This window comes from Candidatus Defluviilinea proxima (assembly GCA_016721115.1).
GTDB lineage: Bacteria > Chloroflexota > Anaerolineae > Anaerolineales > Villigracilaceae > Defluviilinea > Defluviilinea proxima.
Genome location: JADKIW010000001.1, coordinates 1,160,597 through 1,177,666, shown reverse-complemented (window position 1 = coordinate 1,177,666; position 17,070 = coordinate 1,160,597). Strand labels below are relative to the sequence as shown.

The 17,070-nt window shown below is 50.9% G+C and carries 15 protein-coding genes, 1 pseudogene and 1 riboswitch; of the genes and pseudogenes, 13 read left to right on the top strand and 3 right to left on the bottom strand.

Annotated elements, in window-relative coordinates:
- The first annotated feature begins 24 nt into the window (after window positions 1-24).
- From IPP66_05645 to IPP66_05590, 12 genes and pseudogenes are all read left to right on the top strand, one after another.
- Window positions 25-1,491: a DUF2867 domain-containing protein gene (locus tag IPP66_05645; protein MBK9924761.1), complete on the top strand. Its 1,467-nt coding sequence runs from the start codon at window positions 25-27 to the stop codon at window positions 1,489-1,491.
- Window positions 1,484-2,695, top strand: coding sequence for an NAD(P)H-binding protein (locus IPP66_05640; protein ID MBK9924760.1), 1,212 nt, complete (start codon window positions 1,484-1,486; stop codon window positions 2,693-2,695). Before IPP66_05645 ends, IPP66_05640 begins: the two co-directional genes overlap by 8 nt.
- Window positions 2,692-3,630: pseudogene (locus IPP66_05635) on the top strand (DUF2029 domain-containing protein). The gene IPP66_05640 and the pseudogene IPP66_05635 overlap by 4 nt, the downstream one beginning before the upstream one ends.
- 188 nt (window positions 3,631-3,818) lie before the next feature.
- A riboswitch (cobalamin riboswitch) is annotated at window positions 3,819-4,041 on the top strand.
- 109 nt (window positions 4,042-4,150) lie between these two features.
- Entirely contained in the window at window positions 4,151-5,134 is a 984-nt protein-coding gene (locus IPP66_05630) for a cobalamin-binding protein (protein MBK9924759.1), read from the top strand.
- Between the two features lie 93 nt (window positions 5,135-5,227).
- Window positions 5,228-6,181 carry an iron ABC transporter permease gene (locus tag IPP66_05625; protein ID MBK9924758.1) on the top strand — a complete coding sequence of 318 codons (954 nt, stop codon included), beginning with the start codon at window positions 5,228-5,230 and terminating at the stop codon, window positions 6,179-6,181.
- Between the two features lie 47 nt (window positions 6,182-6,228).
- Window positions 6,229-6,750: a cob(I)yrinic acid a,c-diamide adenosyltransferase gene (gene cobO / locus IPP66_05620; protein ID MBK9924757.1), complete on the top strand. Its 522-nt coding sequence runs from the start codon at window positions 6,229-6,231 to the stop codon at window positions 6,748-6,750.
- Window positions 6,751-6,899: 149 nt separating this feature from the next.
- Window positions 6,900-7,955, top strand: a complete 1,056-nt coding sequence (cobT, locus tag IPP66_05615) for a nicotinate-nucleotide--dimethylbenzimidazole phosphoribosyltransferase (GenBank protein MBK9924756.1) — start codon at window positions 6,900-6,902, stop codon at window positions 7,953-7,955.
- Complete coding sequence (cobS, locus tag IPP66_05610; protein MBK9924755.1) at window positions 7,956-8,678, top strand: adenosylcobinamide-GDP ribazoletransferase; 723 nt, start codon at window positions 7,956-7,958, stop codon at window positions 8,676-8,678.
- A 179-nt stretch (window positions 8,679-8,857) separates the two neighbouring features.
- On the top strand, window positions 8,858-9,631 hold the full coding sequence (locus IPP66_05605) for a sugar phosphate isomerase/epimerase (GenBank protein ID MBK9924754.1): 774 nt from the start codon (window positions 8,858-8,860) through the stop codon (window positions 9,629-9,631).
- The gene (cobU, locus tag IPP66_05600) at window positions 9,631-10,179 is read left to right on the top strand and encodes a bifunctional adenosylcobinamide kinase/adenosylcobinamide-phosphate guanylyltransferase (GenBank protein MBK9924753.1); all 549 of its coding nucleotides are present in this window, start codon (window positions 9,631-9,633) and stop codon (window positions 10,177-10,179) included. Before IPP66_05605 ends, cobU begins: the two co-directional genes overlap by 1 nt.
- 117 nt (window positions 10,180-10,296) lie before the next feature.
- Complete coding sequence (gene metF / locus IPP66_05595) at window positions 10,297-11,190, top strand: methylenetetrahydrofolate reductase [NAD(P)H] (GenBank protein MBK9924752.1); 894 nt, start codon at window positions 10,297-10,299, stop codon at window positions 11,188-11,190.
- Between the two features lie 9 nt (window positions 11,191-11,199).
- Window positions 11,200-11,970 (top strand): ABC transporter ATP-binding protein, encoded by a 771-nt coding sequence (locus IPP66_05590; GenBank protein MBK9924751.1) that lies wholly within the window; start codon window positions 11,200-11,202, stop codon window positions 11,968-11,970.
- Window positions 11,971-12,039: 69 nt separating this feature from the next.
- On the opposite strand, the gene IPP66_05585 is transcribed toward IPP66_05590, so the two are convergent.
- A complete protein-coding gene (locus IPP66_05585; GenBank protein MBK9924750.1) occupies window positions 12,040-13,920 on the bottom strand; it encodes a DNRLRE domain-containing protein in 1,881 nt (626 codons plus the stop codon).
- A gap of 258 nt (window positions 13,921-14,178) precedes the next feature.
- Here IPP66_05585 and IPP66_05580 point away from each other — a divergent pair, with 258 nt between their 5' ends.
- Window positions 14,179-14,364, top strand: a complete 186-nt coding sequence (locus IPP66_05580; GenBank protein ID MBK9924749.1) for a hypothetical protein — start codon at window positions 14,179-14,181, stop codon at window positions 14,362-14,364.
- Between the two features lie 63 nt (window positions 14,365-14,427).
- Here IPP66_05580 and IPP66_05575 read toward each other — a convergent pair whose 3' ends face one another.
- Together IPP66_05575 and IPP66_05570 are read right to left on the bottom strand one after the other, a co-directional pair.
- Window positions 14,428-15,825 (bottom strand): cysteine--tRNA ligase, encoded by a 1,398-nt coding sequence (locus IPP66_05575; GenBank protein MBK9924748.1) that lies wholly within the window; start codon window positions 15,823-15,825, stop codon window positions 14,428-14,430.
- 117 nt (window positions 15,826-15,942) lie between these two features.
- Window positions 15,943-17,055, bottom strand: a complete 1,113-nt coding sequence (locus IPP66_05570) for a PIN domain-containing protein (protein ID MBK9924747.1) — start codon at window positions 17,053-17,055, stop codon at window positions 15,943-15,945.
- Window positions 17,056-17,070 lie beyond the last annotated feature (15 nt).

The window sequence follows — 17,070 nt, the reverse complement described above, 5'->3', positions numbered from 1 at the left end:
AACCACCAATACACTCTGATTATTATGCCTACACCCAAACTCATCCTCGTTACTGGTGCCACTGGCTACGTCGGCGGACGGCTCGTACCGCGTCTGCTTGAAGCGGGCTACCGCGTGCGTGTCCTCGTCCGTGACCCGGCCCGCTTGCATGGACGCCCCTGGCTCGACAAGGTGGAAGTTGTCACCGGCGATGCACTCGCCGAAGGCACACTGACCGAAGCTATGAAGGGTGTACATGTTGCATATTACCTCATCCATGGCAAACAGGGCGGCAAAGACAATGCTGACCGCGACCTGACCGTTGCACGCAACTTTGCCAACGCCGCAGATGAAGCACGTATCGAGCAGATCATTTATCTCGGCGAACTCGTTGACCCCATTGCCGATCTTTCTCCTTATCTGCGCTCCCGCCACGAGACCGGATACATCCTGCGTTCGAGCAGTGTACCCGTCACCGAATTTCGCGCGGGTATGATCGTCGGCTCGGGTTCCGCGTTATTTGAGATGATCCGTTATCTCTCCGAACGCGAACCATTACTGATGTGCCCCGCATGGTTCTACTCACAAGCACAACCCATCGCCATACGCGATGTCATGTCCTATCTCATTGACGCACTTGAGACACCCGAAAGCAATGGCCGTCTCATCGAGATCGGCGGTCCCACTCGCCTTACTTACGCACAAATGCTCCTCGAATACGCAAAAGAACGTGGCTTCAAACGATATCAGATTCGCTTGCCATTCAATGCACCGCGTCTCTCCGCGTATTGGGTGCACATGATCACACCCATTCATTGGCGTCTCGTGTTGCCATTGATCGAAGGTCTGCGAGCCAACCTCATCGTCCGAAATGAAACGGCGAAGAAATTATTCCCACAGATCAAGCCGATCGATTTCCAAACCGCCGTCCACCTCGCGCTTGGACGCATCCAACGCGATAATGTTGAAACCAGTTGGGCCGATGCGCTTGTCACGGTTGCGGGCGACATCAAACCATACAAGTTCACGGTCGAAGATGGCATGTACATCGAAACACGTCAGGTGCTTCTCGATCTGAAACCCGAAACTGTGTTTCGTTCCTATATGGGTATTGGCGGCACACGCGGATGGATGTATATGGATTGGGCGTGGGCCATGCGCGGATGGATGGATAAAGCAGTTGGCGGCGTGGGATTGAGGCGCGGTCGTCGTCATCCCGATGAAGTGCGTGCAGGCGAGTCACTTGATTTTTGGCGCGTTGAGGAAGTGGAGCAAGATCGTCTTCTACGTTTGCGTGCTGAAATGAAACTACCCGGCAAAGCATGGCTTGAATTCAAATCTGAACCACAGGATGGAAAAACTCTTTTCACCGTCACTGCTTACTTTGCTTCGTACGGCCTCTTCGGTTTTCTATATTGGTACGCCATGTGGATTCCTCATCGCTTCATCTTCGATGGTCTCACAAACCGGCTGGCATCGCGCGCGCGCGTCCTAGCCCACTCATATGGATAAACTTATCCTCGTCACCGGCGCGACAGGATATATTGCAAGCAGACTCATCCCCCGTTTATTGGAGCACGGCTATCTTGTCCGTGCCCTCGCCCGAAACCCGCTTCGCCTCAAAGGGCGGGCCTGGTTCAACAAAATAGACATTGTCCAAGCGGACGTCACTTCCCCCTCAACATTAGCCAATGCACTCAACGGTGTTCACACTGCCTATTACCTCATCCACAACATGTCGCATGGACATGGTTACACAACCATCGAGCTAGACTCCGCCCGTGCATTCACATCCGCCGCAGAACGTGCAGGTGTTGAGCACATCATCTATCTTGGTGGCCTCGCTGACCCCGAACAACACATCGCGCCTCACATGCGTTCTCGCATTGAAACAGGCAAAGTTTTGCGCGAAAGCAAAGTACCGGTCACAGAATTCCGCGCGGGGGTGATCACCGGTTCAGGAAGCATTTCTTTTGAAATGATCCGCTTCATGACCGAGCTATGTCCCATTGTGCCCGGTCCCATGTGGCTGAAGAACAAGTCTCAGCCCATCGCTACACAGAACGTGATCGACTACCTCTTCGCCGCACTCACCAACCCCAACGGCCGTGGAGGCGTTTTCGAGATCGGCGGTCCTGATGTTCATGAATACAGCGAATTGATGGTCCGCTACGCCCGCGCCCGCGGACTTAAACGCTTCATGTTTCTCATCCCCGGCGTCCCACTCTGGTTTATGGCTTTCGGTGTGGGCCTCATGACTCCCGTCCCTTACACCATTGCCTACGCATTAATCGGTGGCCTATCCTCAGATAGTGTTGTCAAACATCCCGATGCGCTGAAAATCTTCCCCGAAGTGCAACTCATAGACTTCGACGCCGCCACACAAAAAGCGCTTGGTTTCACACACCCCGATCACATCGAACGCGTTTGGGTGGATGGTGACTCGAAACCAAAATCCCTGAAACATGAGGGGTGTTTTATTCTTCATTCTTATGGAATCAGGGAGCTTGCTCCCGCCGCCAGCAAGCTGGCTGACTCCATACGTGAACACGATAGCAATTTCTTCGGCGAACTCTGGCTTGAGCAGGACGATACATCTCAGACTCTCTTTTTCTCTCCACGCGGACTGCCCGGCTTTCTATATTGGTATCTGCTTTACCCATTCCATTGGTTACGTTTTCACATCTTATTGCGTAAAATAGCGAAGCCAGCATGAAACGCCTCATCATCTTTCTCGTTGCATCTTTCCTTTTAGTCATCATCCTATTCGCTGTGGCGATCTATGTGCCCAACACCCTGCCTGTTGGGTCAGACTTCAGCGCCATCTATTACGCGGATATGGCTCTTGTCCACGGCGTGCATGTGTACGATATTCCCAGCATGGAGGCGCTCGCACGTTCCACCGTCAACCCACCCTCAGATCGTTTCTTCATGCCGCGCTTTCCATATCCGCCTTGGTATATGCTCAGCACATTCTATTTGGGGATGATGCCAATTCAATCAGCGGGTGCCCTATGGTTTGAGATCAATCTCGTGATGTTGTTCCTATCCGCGTGGTTTCTTACAGATGGATGGAATGGCCGCTTGCGTTTGGTCTCTTTCGCGCTGGCATTGTTCTTCTTGCCGGTCATTGGCGCATTGGCAGTAGGGCAGTATGGCTTCCCTGCATTGCTTGGCACATCGTTATTGATCTATTCTTTGCGAAAAGAAAATATTCTACTCACCACACTGGGAGCAGTCCTTCTCACGTTCAAGCCACACATCGGCGGGCTGATTCTATTGTCAGTGTTGGGATGGTTGATCGTAGGCCGAAGCAACTATGGACAAAGAGCGATGCGTTCCATCGTCATCACGGGAATCGTAATGGGAGTCGTCAGTCTCATCGCGGACCCGTTGTGGTTCATCAATTATCCGAAGATGTTGTTGGGGTATCAGGGCGAAGGTAACGTTTCATCGTGCTCCGAATGTTCCAGTGTACCGGTGTGGATGTCACGTTGGCTGTTCGATGGTTCGCTAAGAAAAGCCGCCATAATCGCGTTGGTCTTGTTAATTGCGCTCATGGTTTTGTTTTGGTTGATCCGAAAGTCGCTGATAAAGTCACCAGATGTATTGGTCACATCGGCATTGCTTATCACTTTGCTCGTCAGCCCGTATCTTTATAACTATGATTTTATTTTGTTGCTCGTGCCATTCGCGGTTCTGGTGAATTCAAAAGGCATTCTCGCAAAGATCACTGTTGTGTTGAGTTACCTCATCCCATCGTTTGCGATCATTCTCTATTCGCGCAATGGGAATATCACATTGAACGCGGTAACGATCATCATTACTATCGTTCTTTATCTGCATGCCAAATCGCAGGTTGACGTTCCTGCCGTCACGACATACAATACCAACAATTAAATACGATCAGCAAGCGGCGAAGCTGGTGTAATTCCAGCACTGTCGCGCAACTGTGAGTTAGCGTTTAGCGATCAGCTATTAGCGATTAGCCTCTGGGCTAAAAGCTAACGGCTAACAGCTACTAGCTAATGAAGTCAGGTCGCCCGCTCTGGTCGGTTCGCCACACTCTCGCGAAAAGGAGGTGGATGACGGCCAATCGGATTGCCTCTCCAACCTCCCCAGCATTGTCTGGGGATTTTGATTCTTATATACAAAATTTCTAGGAGAAAAGATGTTTCGTAAAACCTTACTGATCACTTTATTGATCGTGCTTCTTACGGCATGTGCGCCTCAAGCCACACCGACAATTGTTTCTGTTCCCACACAAATTCCCGATGCTCTTCCCGCCACTGTTGCCCCTACCGAAGCGCCAACTGAATCAACAGGTCTAACCTTCACCGATGGCCTGGGACGTGAGGTCAAACTCGCAGGCCCTGCTCAACGCGTGATCTCGCTTGCGCCATCGAACACGGAAATCTTGTTTGCCGTCGGTGCAGGGACACAGGTTGTTGGGCGCGATCAGCTTTCCGATTATCCTGCCGAAGCGGCCAGCGTCACCGATATTGGCTCCGCTTTTGAAGCACTGAATACAGAGATGATCGTTTCTCTCAAGCCCGATCTTGTTTTAGCGGCTGAGATCAACACACCCGAACAGGTCAAGGCACTCGAAGATCTTGGCCTCACGGTCTATTACCTCAAAAACCCTTTGACTCTGGAGGAAATGTACGGGAATCTCGAGATCGTAGCCCAACTGACCGGGCGTGAGACAGAAGCCGCCACTTTGATCGAGTCACTCAAGGCACGTGTGGAAGCTGTGGATCAAAAGATCGCGCCACTGAGTTCCCGCTTCAGCGTGTTCTATGAAATCGATGGTAGCGACCCGGCCAAGCCTTACACCGCAGGCAAGGGTTCATTCATTACTTTACTAATCGACCGTGCAGGTGGTTACAACATCGCCAGCGATATTGAAGGGTATCCTCAATTGAGTCTTGAGCAGGTAGTAGCCGCGGACCCGGCCTTCATCTTCCTCGGTGATTCGAAATATGGCGTCACTGCTGAATCCATCGCACAGCGCCCCGGCTGGGAAAATTTAAGCGCGGTCAAGAACGGACAAGTCCTACCGTTCAACGATGACCTCGCCAGTCGCCCCGGTCCGCGCTTGGTGGATGCGCTCGAAGAATTCGCCAAGTTGATGCGTCCCGATCTATTCAAATAAGATAAAAGATGGCCAACAGACGGATAAGCTGTCTGTTGGCCCATATATTCCATGCGCACGCCTCTCCTTATTTCCATTTTCGTATTAGCGGTCATGCTCCTCTTAAGTTTGGGGATCGGTTCCGTATTCATTCCTCCAACGGAAGTTTGGCGGGCGTTGAGCGGTGTCTCGACCAATGATACATTCCGCACCATTTTGTGGGATATCCGTTTGCCTCGCACATTGTTGATCGCAATGGTAGGCGCGGCATTGGCAGGGAGTGGCGCATCCTATCAGGGACTCTTCCGCAACCCACTGGCCGATCCTTTTTTGATCGGCGCAGCTTCAGGCGCAGGCTTGGGTGCGATCATGGCGATGTCGATCAAATGGCCCTATACAACACTAGGATTGCTGGCCGTGCCGCTGGTGGCGTTCATCACCAGTCTATTGACCGTGTACATCGTTTACACCTTTGCCCATGTAGGTGGCACAGTGCCCACCACCAACTTGATCCTGGCGGGTGTGGCAGTTTCATCCTTCGCTACATCGCTAACATCATTTCTAATGCTTCGCTCCACCGACGAAGTGCGTCGTGCCATTGGATGGTTATTGGGAGGTGTGAGTCTGGTCGGCTGGGATGTAACGCTCGTCCTCATTCCCTATCTTGCCGTTGGCCTGACAACATTGGTCTTAAGCGGCTACTCCTTGAATCTTCTACAATTTGGCGATGACCAGGCCAAGCAAATGGGATTGGATGTAAGGCGCACCAAGGTCATTATTATTCTGGCGGCATCACTGGTCACAGCCGCTGCCGTATCGTTCGCGGGCATCATCGGCTTCGTGGGGTTGGTCGTTCCGCATGTTGTGCGCATGTGGTGGGGCGTGGACTATCGCCGCATCATTCCTCTTAGCATTCTCGGAGGCGCCTCTGTGTTGTTATTTGCAGACGTGTTCTCCCGCATCATCATCGCACCGCAAGAGTTGCCCGTGGGTATTGTCACTTCACTGGCAGGCGCGCCGTTCTTTTTGTGGGTGTTGCGACGCGCAAAGAATCAAGGCTTGTGGTGAATATGGAATCAGGGGTTTGCTCCTGACATTTCCAAAAGGAAACAACTATGAAAAAAGGATTACTGATCGTCAATACAGGTGACGGCAAAGGAAAATCCACCGCCGCCTTTGGTATGGTTTTACGAGCATGGGGGCGCGACTTCCGCATCTGTGTCATTCAATTCATCAAAGCAGAAACCGGTCAATGGGGCGAGATCAAAGCCGCAAAAAAGCTCGGCATCGAATGGCACGCCACAGGCGATGGCTTCACATGGACATCCAAAGATATGAATGAAACCATTGCGCGGGCACATCACGGTTGGGAGATCGCAAAAGAAAAAATTTCCAGCGGGAACTATGACTTGATCGTGCTGGATGAATTCACCTACACACTGACTTACAACTGGCTCGACACAAATGAAGTGCTGGACTGGCTCCGCCTCAATCGCCCATCGAACCTGCATCTTGTTATCACCGGCCGTTCTGCCCCTGACGCCTTGATCCAACAAGCTGACCTCGTCAGCGAGGTCACTCCGATCAAACATCCCTTTGACCAGGGTATCGTCGCACAAGCTGGTGTTGAATTTTAAGAAGAAATAAAAAGTGATCAGTTATCAGAGATCGGCAGAAAAAAAGATGAACTGCCATTTCATTCCATTGGGATTACACAACTCCGAAGGAGTGAAATGATTATAGAACAAGCAATATCAATTCCAATCCCGAAGGGATGACATACAGAATGTCTTTTGAAGAAGTTATCCAACAAATACAACCGCTCGACGAGTCTGCCATGCAGGCGGCACGGGAGAGACAAAACATGTTGACCAAGCCTGCTGGTAGTTTGGGCAGGCTTGAAGAGTTATCCATTCAACTGGCGGGGATCACAGGAAACGCAAGGCCATCCATCAAAGAGAAGGTTATCATCACCATGGCCGGTGACCATGGCGTCGTTGCGGAGGGAGTCAGCGCCTACCCACAGGAAGTGACTCCGCAAATGGTATTGAACTTTCTCGCGGGTGGCGCGGCGATCAACGTGTTGGCACGTCATGTTGGTGCAAGAGTCGTTGTAGTGGATATGGGCGTTGCCAATGACATTCCAACGGATGATAAGAATCTGCTTCGGCGTAGAGTCGCTTCGGGGACGGCGAATCTGGCTCAAGGTCCAGCAATGACGCGTGCTCAGGCAGAAGAATCAATTCAAAGCGGAATCGAAATTGCATTAGCAGAAATCGCTCACGGCGCAGACATCATCGGCACCGGCGATATGGGAATCGGCAACACGACTCCATCTGCGGCGATTGCATGCGTGCTGTTGAAGCAACATCCGAAAGACATTGCAGGGCGTGGCACCGGTGTGGACGATGAAGGTTTGAAACGAAAGATCGCAGTGATCGAACGCGCGTTGAGTGTAAACAAGCCGAACGCGAACGATGGACTCGACGTGCTGTCAAAGGTAGGCGGCTTTGAGATCGGCGGGCTGGCGGGTGTGATGATCGGCGCGGCATCAAAACGTGTGCCTGTGATGGTAGATGGATTCATTTCCACCGCCGCCGCGATGATCGCAGTGACGGTTGCGCCGCAATGCAGGGATTATTTGATCTCGGCACATCGCTCGAAGGAGCATGGACATGGACTAATGCTAGATTGGCTAGGCTTGAAGCCTTTGCTTGATCTGGACATGCGACTCGGCGAAGGCACAGGCGCGGCGTTGGGAATCTCAATGGCCGAAGCCGCGTGCAAAGTGTTGAACGAGATGGCGACGTTTGGCGAGGCTGGCGTGAGCGAGAAGGAATAAATGCGAAGTCTGCGAATCGCTTTTGGATTGATGACGACTCTGCGCTTCAAGCTCCCCGACGATTGGTCGGCGGGCGATAGCGGACGTGCCGCTGTATGGTTTCCGTTGGTGGGGTTGGTTGTCGGTGCATTGACATGGCTAACATGGACAGGTTCGATGCTGGTATTCCCGCCATTGGTCGCCGGTATTGTTACGCTGATCGTTTGGGTCGCGTTGACGGGCGGATTACACCTCGACGGTTTGGGAGATTGTTGCGACGGCTTGTTCGTCAGCGCATCAGTTGAGCGCAGACTTGAGATCATGAAAGACCCACGCATGGGCGCATTCGGTGTGATCGGAGTGGTGTTGATTTTATTTCTCAAAGCCGCAACGCTTGCTTCACTTTCTCCCACTTCCAGTTTAGGCATTCTGCTCGCAGCAAGTTTTGCACGTTGGTGCATTTTGCCCGCAGGCCTGCTTCCTCTTGCTCGCCCCTCTGGTATGGGTGCGGACTTTGCTACAGGGTTTCGTCGTTCATTCATCTGGTGGGGCGCGATCATTCCACTGGCAATTGCTATTCTGCTCGGAACACGTGGACTCATTGCCTTGCTTGCTGGGTTACTCGGAATGGCTTTCATTTTATGGTTGGCAAAGTCACGTATCGGTGGTGTGACAGGCGACGTGTTCGGCATGATCGTTGAATTTGTTGAAGTGATTTTATTGTTGGTATTTGTAAGTTTGTAAATTCACTGTCGTAGTGAATGGAGCAATAAGCTCTTGGAAGAACACAAAAGTCTAACCACGGAGACACTGAGACACAGAGTTTATTTTTGTCTCTGTGCCTTCGTGTCTCAGTGGTTCAAAACATTTCTTTACAAGTGGCTTGACTGCTTGCGTTCAGCCACCGAGGTATATAGGACAGAATGACATATCCTTTTCGGCTTGGCACAACCTCTTATATTATTCCCGATGACATCCTTCCCAATGCGCGTTATTTGGCTGGCAAGGTTCGGGATATTGAATTGATCCTTTTTGAAGTAGACGATGGTCCGAACAATCTTCCATCTAACGAAACCATCGCCGAACTCAAACAGGTTGCGCACGACTATGACATGACCTTCACTGTCCATTTGCCGCTCGATTTGAAGTTGGGCGAGGATGGAGATGAGCGCGATGTGTCACTGGTGAAAGCCAAACGCGTGATTGATTGCGTGCGTGATTTGAATCCGTGGGCGTATGTTTTGCATCTGGATGGAAAGTCCGTGCGCACTTCCACAGATGCAAATGCGATCAAACGCTGGCAGGATCATTCCGTCCGTGCGTTGGGGATCGTTTCAGAGTGGGCCGGTGGCGCAGATAAACTGGCGGTTGAAAATTTAGAAACCTATCCGCTTGGTTTTATTCAGCCCGTATTGGATCGTATCCCCGTCAGCCGCTGTGTGGATATCGGTCATTTATGGCTGGATGAACACGACCCGATTCCCTATTTGCGAGCCGCATTGCCACGTACACGCGTCATCCACATTCACGGACTGGCCGAACGTGACCATAAGTCGCTGGCCAATATGCCCGAAGAAAAGGTCCGTGCGGTGTGGGATGAATTGATCCGTGCAAATTACGAAGGCGTGTTGACACTTGAGATCTTTTCAGAAGAAGATTTTCTTTCTTCGATGGAAATGCTCGAGAGGTTCTCTTAATGGCGGCGATCACTCTCATCCTTGGCGGTGCGCGCAGTGGGAAATCATCGTATGCGTTGCAACTGGCAGAAGAGACTGGCAAGTCTGTTACGTTTCTTGCCACGGCGCAGGCGTTCGACGAGGAAATGTCCGCGCGGATTCAAAAGCATAAGGCAGAACGCCCTGCACATTGGGGAACGTTGGAGATTCCATCAGGTATCGCTTCACATGTTGAGGGGATACATTCGGAGATCGTTATCCTGGATTGCATCACGTTGCTCATGAACAATCTGATCATGCAATTCGTGAAAGATGATCGCGTGGAAGAAGAGCCGTTCCTACAAGCTGTTCATACCGAGATCGACAATTTGCTTTCTGCTACTCGTAAAACGAATCAACACTGGCTCATCGTCTCGAATGAGGTCGGGCTGGGACTTGTCCCGCCGTATCAGATGGGGCGTGTATACCGTGATGGGATTGGCTGGGCAAATCAAAGGTTGGCAAAAGAAGCGGATGAAGTCCTGTTCATGGTGGCAGGTATTCCGATGAAGGTCAAATCAAAAAGTTAAAGTATGTCGCATTTCGTTATGTCTCGGCTACAATGTCCACAGATTTATAGTTAGTCTGTTTGTTCGCAAAAAAGAATAGGCAATCATCATTTTGTTTTGAAAGGATCGAACCATACGATGCACATCTCAAAAATACTCGGCCAACCAGGCGTTCACTTTAGTTTTGAATTTTTCCCACCCAAAACAGAGGAAGGTTCGCACACATTATTTCAAACCATCAGCGATCTATCTCCCATCCGCCCATCGTTTGTCAGCGTGACGTATGGCGCCGGTGGTTCTGCTAAAGATCTGACTCACGATCTGGTGATCCGTTTACAGAAAGAGACTCCACTGAACACCGTCATGCACCTCACGACAGTTGGCGGCAGTCGCGATGAGATCAAGGGACAACTCGAACGATATGTGGAAGCGGGCGGAGAAAATATTCTGGCCTTGCGTGGTGATCCACCCAAGGGAAGCACTGACTTCAAACCGTCACCAAATGGCTTTGCATATGCATCTGAAGTGGTGGCCTTTGTAAAAAAATATTTTCCACAATTGGGTATCGGTGTCGCAGGTTTTCCAGAAGGACATCCCGGTACGCCCAATCGTTTGAAAGAAATGGATTACCTCAAAGAAAAAGTGGATGCAGGCGCAGACTACATCTGCACGCAACTCTTTTTCGAGAACCGCGATTTTTATGATTTCTGTGAACGTTGTGAAATTGCCGGGATCAAAGTTCCCATTCTGGCAGGTTTGATGCCGATTTCTTCACTGCAAGGAATGAAGCGCATGGCCGAGTTATCGCTGGGGTCTCGCATTCCCGCCAAGTTATTACGCGCGGTCTTGCGCGCAGAAAACGATGAGACCGTTGAAAAGATCGGCATTCATTGGGCCACCGAGCAAGCCTTTGACCTTTACGATCAAAACGTGGCGGGCATTCACTTCTACACACTGAATCGTTCCAAAGCTACTTTAAAAATTTACGAAACGCTGGGCATGAGCCTCGGCGAAAAGTGGACAATTCAATAAAGTAACTCCATGCTGGATATTCAATCTCTTTCCGTTTCGTATGGCTCTCGCAAGATCTTGCATGAGGTCTCTCTCCATGTGAAAAGCGGAGAAGTCCTCGCATTGATCGGCCCGAACGGCGCAGGCAAATCGACTCTCATCCGCGCCGCAAGCGGAGTCATTCCTTATACAGGACACGTCCGCACGAATGGCGATGACTTCGCTTCGCTTTCGACGCTTCAACGCGCCCGATATGTTGCTACTGTTCCCCAAGCCGTAGCCATGCCCCCGGCCTTTACCGTGTGGGAAACCGTCTTGATGGGACGCACGCCCTATCTGGGCTTTCTCGGTCAGCCTTCACAAAAGGATGAAGAACTCGCGCGGTATTCTTTGGGACGTGTGAGTGCACTATCATTCGCAGATAGACGCGTGGGCGAACTCTCTGGCGGAGAACAACAACGCATATTACTCGCTCGTGCCTTGTGCCAGTCCACGCCGATCCTGTTACTCGATGAACCCACCGCGCATTTGGATCTGCAATATCAAGTTGGTTTATTGGAATTGGTATCTGAACTTGCCCACAAAGATAATCTCGCGGTGCTCGTTGCACTTCATGATCTGAATCTCGCCGCCCATTATGCGGACCGTATCGCCCTCATGGTTGCAGGGGAGATAAAAGCCCAAGGAAAACCGGAGCAGGTACTTCTTCCGGATTTGATCCGCGATGCATATTGCCTGCCGGTGCAAGTGGTCAAGCATCCCTTCCTGGATATTCCGCTGGTATTACCCGATACAAAGTAATGTCAAAGAATAAACGCCAGTTTAATTAGACTGGCGTTTATTTTACAAAAGCATTTTCATTCATATCGATTAGTGGCAGATGCTGTTACCACTATCAGTAAATGTTGCTCCGGCAACGGGCACAAATTGCCAATCATAGCTGCCGACATTCAAGGTCAATTTCAACACGCCGTAGGCTGAGTTATCACGAACCTCGCTGGCCGGCAAGATGGAACCGAATGGATAGTGGCCTGCACCACCTCCCATGCCAGCTACGAATTCACGTAATCCCTGTGAAACCACCAGGCCATCTGTATCCATCTGTGCAAACCTTTCATAATGGTGCTCATGGCCGGAAATCACCAACTCTGCTCCAGCTTCATAGAGTACCTGCCACAATGTCTGCATTTCAGGATCACTGCCATGCGAGAGACCTGATGACCAGCGCGGTCTATGCCAATACGCCAATACACAGGGACTGGGGTGCGCGGCGAGATCAGCCTGCAACCAGGTCACCTGAGGGCTTGAAGCTGACACGTCGATCTCGGAATTCAAGGCATAAATACGCCAGGTACCCAAGTCATAGGCATAGTAGGAATCAATATTGTCGAAGTATTGGAAATAGCCTGCCGCGCCTGCTGTATTGTACTCATGATTCCCAGGTACCGGTTTCGTGCGGGACTTGTGTCGTCCCCAGGTTGGATCGTAGCAATTGACATATTCAGTATACGTACCGTTAACATAGGCATTGTCCCCAGCGGTGAACACCGTGCCGGGGATGTTATCCAATAACCGTGCAGTGAGCTCATCGTTATTATTACTGCATGTTGAAATGTCACCAGCGCCAACCAGAACAACGCTATCGGATGGGATGGGGCTTGGAGTAGGAGTATCTGTGGCAATGGTCAAAGTCGGTGTCGGGGTTGAAATGTTATCAGCCGTGACCACCAATTGAGGCGGCTGACTGCCTTGGCGGGAAGAAAAAGTGGCGGCATCGTTGCTATCGGCCACGAGCACAAAGCTGAATGTTCCATCCCCGATCACCAACGAAGTGACATTGTATTCCACCCAGGTGCCTACACTGATATTGCCCTTGTTATCGAGTGCGCCTGTGATACGAGGCGGACGGCTATTCCAAGTAATGCCGGTCTCCGTCCACGAAGTGCCGGTCCCATATACAGCTGGTCCATTGGTAGAACCATTGGTTGTATCGTAAACGCGCAATGTAGCGCTTTGGACTCCGCCAGACACTCCGGTGACTGTGAAACGAATGAAAACTTCCACGTCCGGGTCGCTTGCACCGTCTACTTGTAGATAGGTGCTTTTACCATAATTAGTGGATGGGTTGGATTCGTTTACTTGCGAATCAGCTTCAGCAATGAAAGTGAGGACAGAGCTTGATGTTTGCGTATTGGTAAGTGTTACAGATGGGACAGGTGTCTGCGTTGGAGTATTGTCGAGTGTTGGGGTTGAAATGTTATCAGTCGTGACCACCAATTGAGGTGGCTGACTTCCCTGACGAGAAGAGAACGTGGCCGCATCGTTGCTGTCCGCGGCGAGTACAAAACTGAATGTTCCGTCCCCGGTCACCAACGAAGTGACATTGTATTCCACCCAGGTGCCTACACTGATATTGCCCTTGTTATCGAGTGCACCAGTGATACGGGGCGGACGGTTATTCCAGGTAATACCAGTCTCTGTCCACGAAGTGCCGGTTCCATATACAACTGGTCCATTGGCAGAACCATTGGTTGTATCGTAAACGCGCAATGTAGCGCTTTGGATTGTGCCAGATATTCCGGTGACTGTGAAACGAATGAAACCTTCCACGTCCGGGTCGCTCGCACCGTCCGCCTGCAAAGAGGAAAAGTTCCCGTAGTTCGTGGTGGGGCTAGACTCCTTTACTTGCGAATCAGCTTCAGCGATGAAAGTGAGAGAAGTGGGTAAGGCTTGCGCTGGTGTAGTGCCCATAATAGGCAAGATACTGACAGACAGTAATAGCATCAGGATAATCACAGAGAAGATATTCGTTTTTATCCAGGAAGGTGTGTAATTTAAGGGGTACTTATTATGTGTGAGCATATCAGCAATTCGAATGAAGATTTAAAAAGTCAACTGGTGTTCAGTGGAACTTTTTAATAAACTGGAAGTTGTCGAAACTGGGTCGCGCAACTTTGGCAGATGGCTAAAATTTAAACGGACAGATACCTGGTCAAACAACCAGGATCAATGTATTTATTTTACGCAGGACACTATTCATCTACATCCTACGGTCAGGGGATGTTGATATCCATCACTTGGGGGATGCAAGTTATTGGACGATATTCAAAAGATTATCTTTTTATGCTGGTCGCGTTACACGATCTCAATCTTGCCGCCCATTACGCGGACCTTATCGCCTGCCTGTGCCGTTAGTGTTGCCGTAAGCAGGAAAATAAAAATCGTAGGGTTCGGCAACTGCCGAACCCTACGTTGTAATTACGACCATCTCCACTTCGTGCCATCTTTGCTATCTTCGATGGTCACGCCCATTTCTTTGAGTTGATCTCGCAACTCATCCGAGCGTGCCCATTGTTTTTGTTTGCGGGCTTCGGTCCGTTCGGCGATCAATGCAATAACTTGTGCTTCGGCATCGCTGGAGCCTTGCTTTTCAGCGAGACGAAGGCCGAACACATCCGCTAATTCACGCAAGGTGGATTGAGCAGGTTTGAGCTGCTCATCGTTCGCACCGTTATCACGCGCAGTGTTGATGGCTTTGACAAGTTCATACAAGGAAGCGAGGGCCAGTGGAGTATTGAAATCGTCGTCCATGGCGTCGGTGAAGGATTGCTTGGTGGACGCGGCTTGGGATGTGAGTGCAGAGACGGCCTCAGCGGAGAGTCCGCTTGCGGAGGTGGAGGCAGGTCGAAGGGCGGCTTTGAGGCGCTCGAGATTTTTTTCTGCGGCGTCTTGAGTCTCATCGTTGAAGATCAATGGCGCACGGTACGATCCAGCCAGAACGAGCATCCGCATAACATCGGCATCGCGTTTCGAAAGGAAGTCTTTGATGCTGACGATATTGCCGAGAGACTTGGACATCTTCTCGCCACCAAGTTGCAACATGCCGTTGTGGATCCAGTAGCGGGCAAATTGTTTGCCCGTGTAGGATTCAGTTTGCGCGATCTCGTTTTCGTGATGTGGGAAGATGAGATCGTTGCCGCCGCCGTGAATATCAATTTGTTCACCGAGTTCAGCGAGGTTCATGGCCGAGCACTCAATGTGCCAGCCGGGGCGACCTTTGCCCCACGGGCTATCCCATGAGATCTCGCCGGGTTTCGCGGCTTTCCAGAGGGCAAAATCCATCGGGTGGGCTTTGGCTTCTCCCACTTCGATACGTGCGCCTGCCTGCATATCGTCGAGTCTGCGGCCAGAGAGTTTGCCGTAGTCATCGTCACTGGTCACGCTGAAATAAACATCGCCGTTCGGCGCGGCATACGCAGCTTCCTTTTGGATGAGTCCCTGAATGAACTCGATGATGAGCGGCATGGTCTTGCTCACCTGCGGATTGGAAGTAGCAGGCAGAACGTTCAGGCTTTTGAGATCATTTGCATAATCTTCGATATAGCGCTGTGACAGTTTGAGTGGGTCTTCGCCAAGTTGATTGGCGCGATTGATGATCTTGTCGTCCACGTCAGTATAGTTCATGACGTGCTTGACTTGATAACCGCGATATTGAAGATAGCGCCGCATCACATCGAACACAAGCGCAGACATGGCGTGCCCAACATGCGCGTCGTTATATACCGTGACGCCACAGACGTAAAGTTTTACGAGGTTTGGCTCGATGGTTTCAAAGTCTTCTTTTTTGCGGGTGAGAGTATTGTATAAACGGATCATGGCCTATTTTTACCACACAGATGAAAAGGTTTACAGGTATAAAAATAGACAGGCAGCCATGTTTTACAACCTGCTACCTGTCTACGTATGTACTTGTCTACTTGTTCGAACGTTTACTTACTTTTTCTTCTTCCCATTCTCTTCATCCACGCGGGCGAAGATCATGCGGCCAGCCGCAGTTTGCAAGACCTTGGTGACAACCACATCTTTGTATTCACCGATGTAATTGTGTCCATTTTCCACTACGACCATCGTGCCGTCGTCCATGTAGCCCACGCCCTGATCATGTTCCTTACCTTCCTGGAAGATGTTCAAGTTCATGCGCTCAGCAGGCAACACAACCGACTTGACCGCGTTCGCAAGTTCGTTGATATTGAGGATGGTCACACCCTGCAACTCAGCGATCTTGTTCAAATTGAAATCGTTCGTAAGGATCGGGCATTTCAACTGACGCGCGAGAACAACAAGTTTATCGTCCACTTCGCGCACGCCCTCGGCGTTGATGTCGCTGATGCGCACGAGGATGCTGGGGATCTTCTGTAGTTCGGCCAACACTTCCATGCCACGGCGGCCGCGTTGGCGGCGCAAGCCATCAGGGGAGTCTGCGATATATTGGAGTTCGTTCAATACAAAGCGCGGAATGAGAAGCGTGCCGGGCAAAAATCCCGTTTTGGCGATGTCGGCCACGCGGCCGTCAATGATCACGCTGGTATCCAGTAAGATGGTGCGGTTGAGGTTTGTCCATGAAGAGGAAGTACCACCATCACCGCCGCGTCCGCTTAGGGCGCTAACCAGTCCTAACAAGTCACCCTGCCGCATCACGAATAGCGAGATACCCAAATACGAAAACCCTGCAACGCCCACGAATGGCAAGATCTGTCCGAACGGAGTGGGAAGCAGAGATAAAGGAAATGCCAGCAAGGCGGCGGTCAACAAGCCGATGATCAAACCGATCAACCCGGCGAACAACGTCTCTGCGGAAAGATGTCCGAGCGATCTGCGAATGGCACGTGCTGGCCGAGTGGTGAAATATGGGATCAGAATAAACCCTGATAAACCACCCAGCAAAGCAAAAACGATTTGATAGAGGAAAGTTTCAGCTGTATCAGAAGGTTCAAAAAATTTTGCGATGGTCGCCCCAAGCGAAAACCCCAACGGACCAAAAATGAACAAGCCAATGAAACGGACAATAAATTCGACAATGCGAAAAGAAGTGCTGTTCTTATTCATGAATAACTCCTTTGT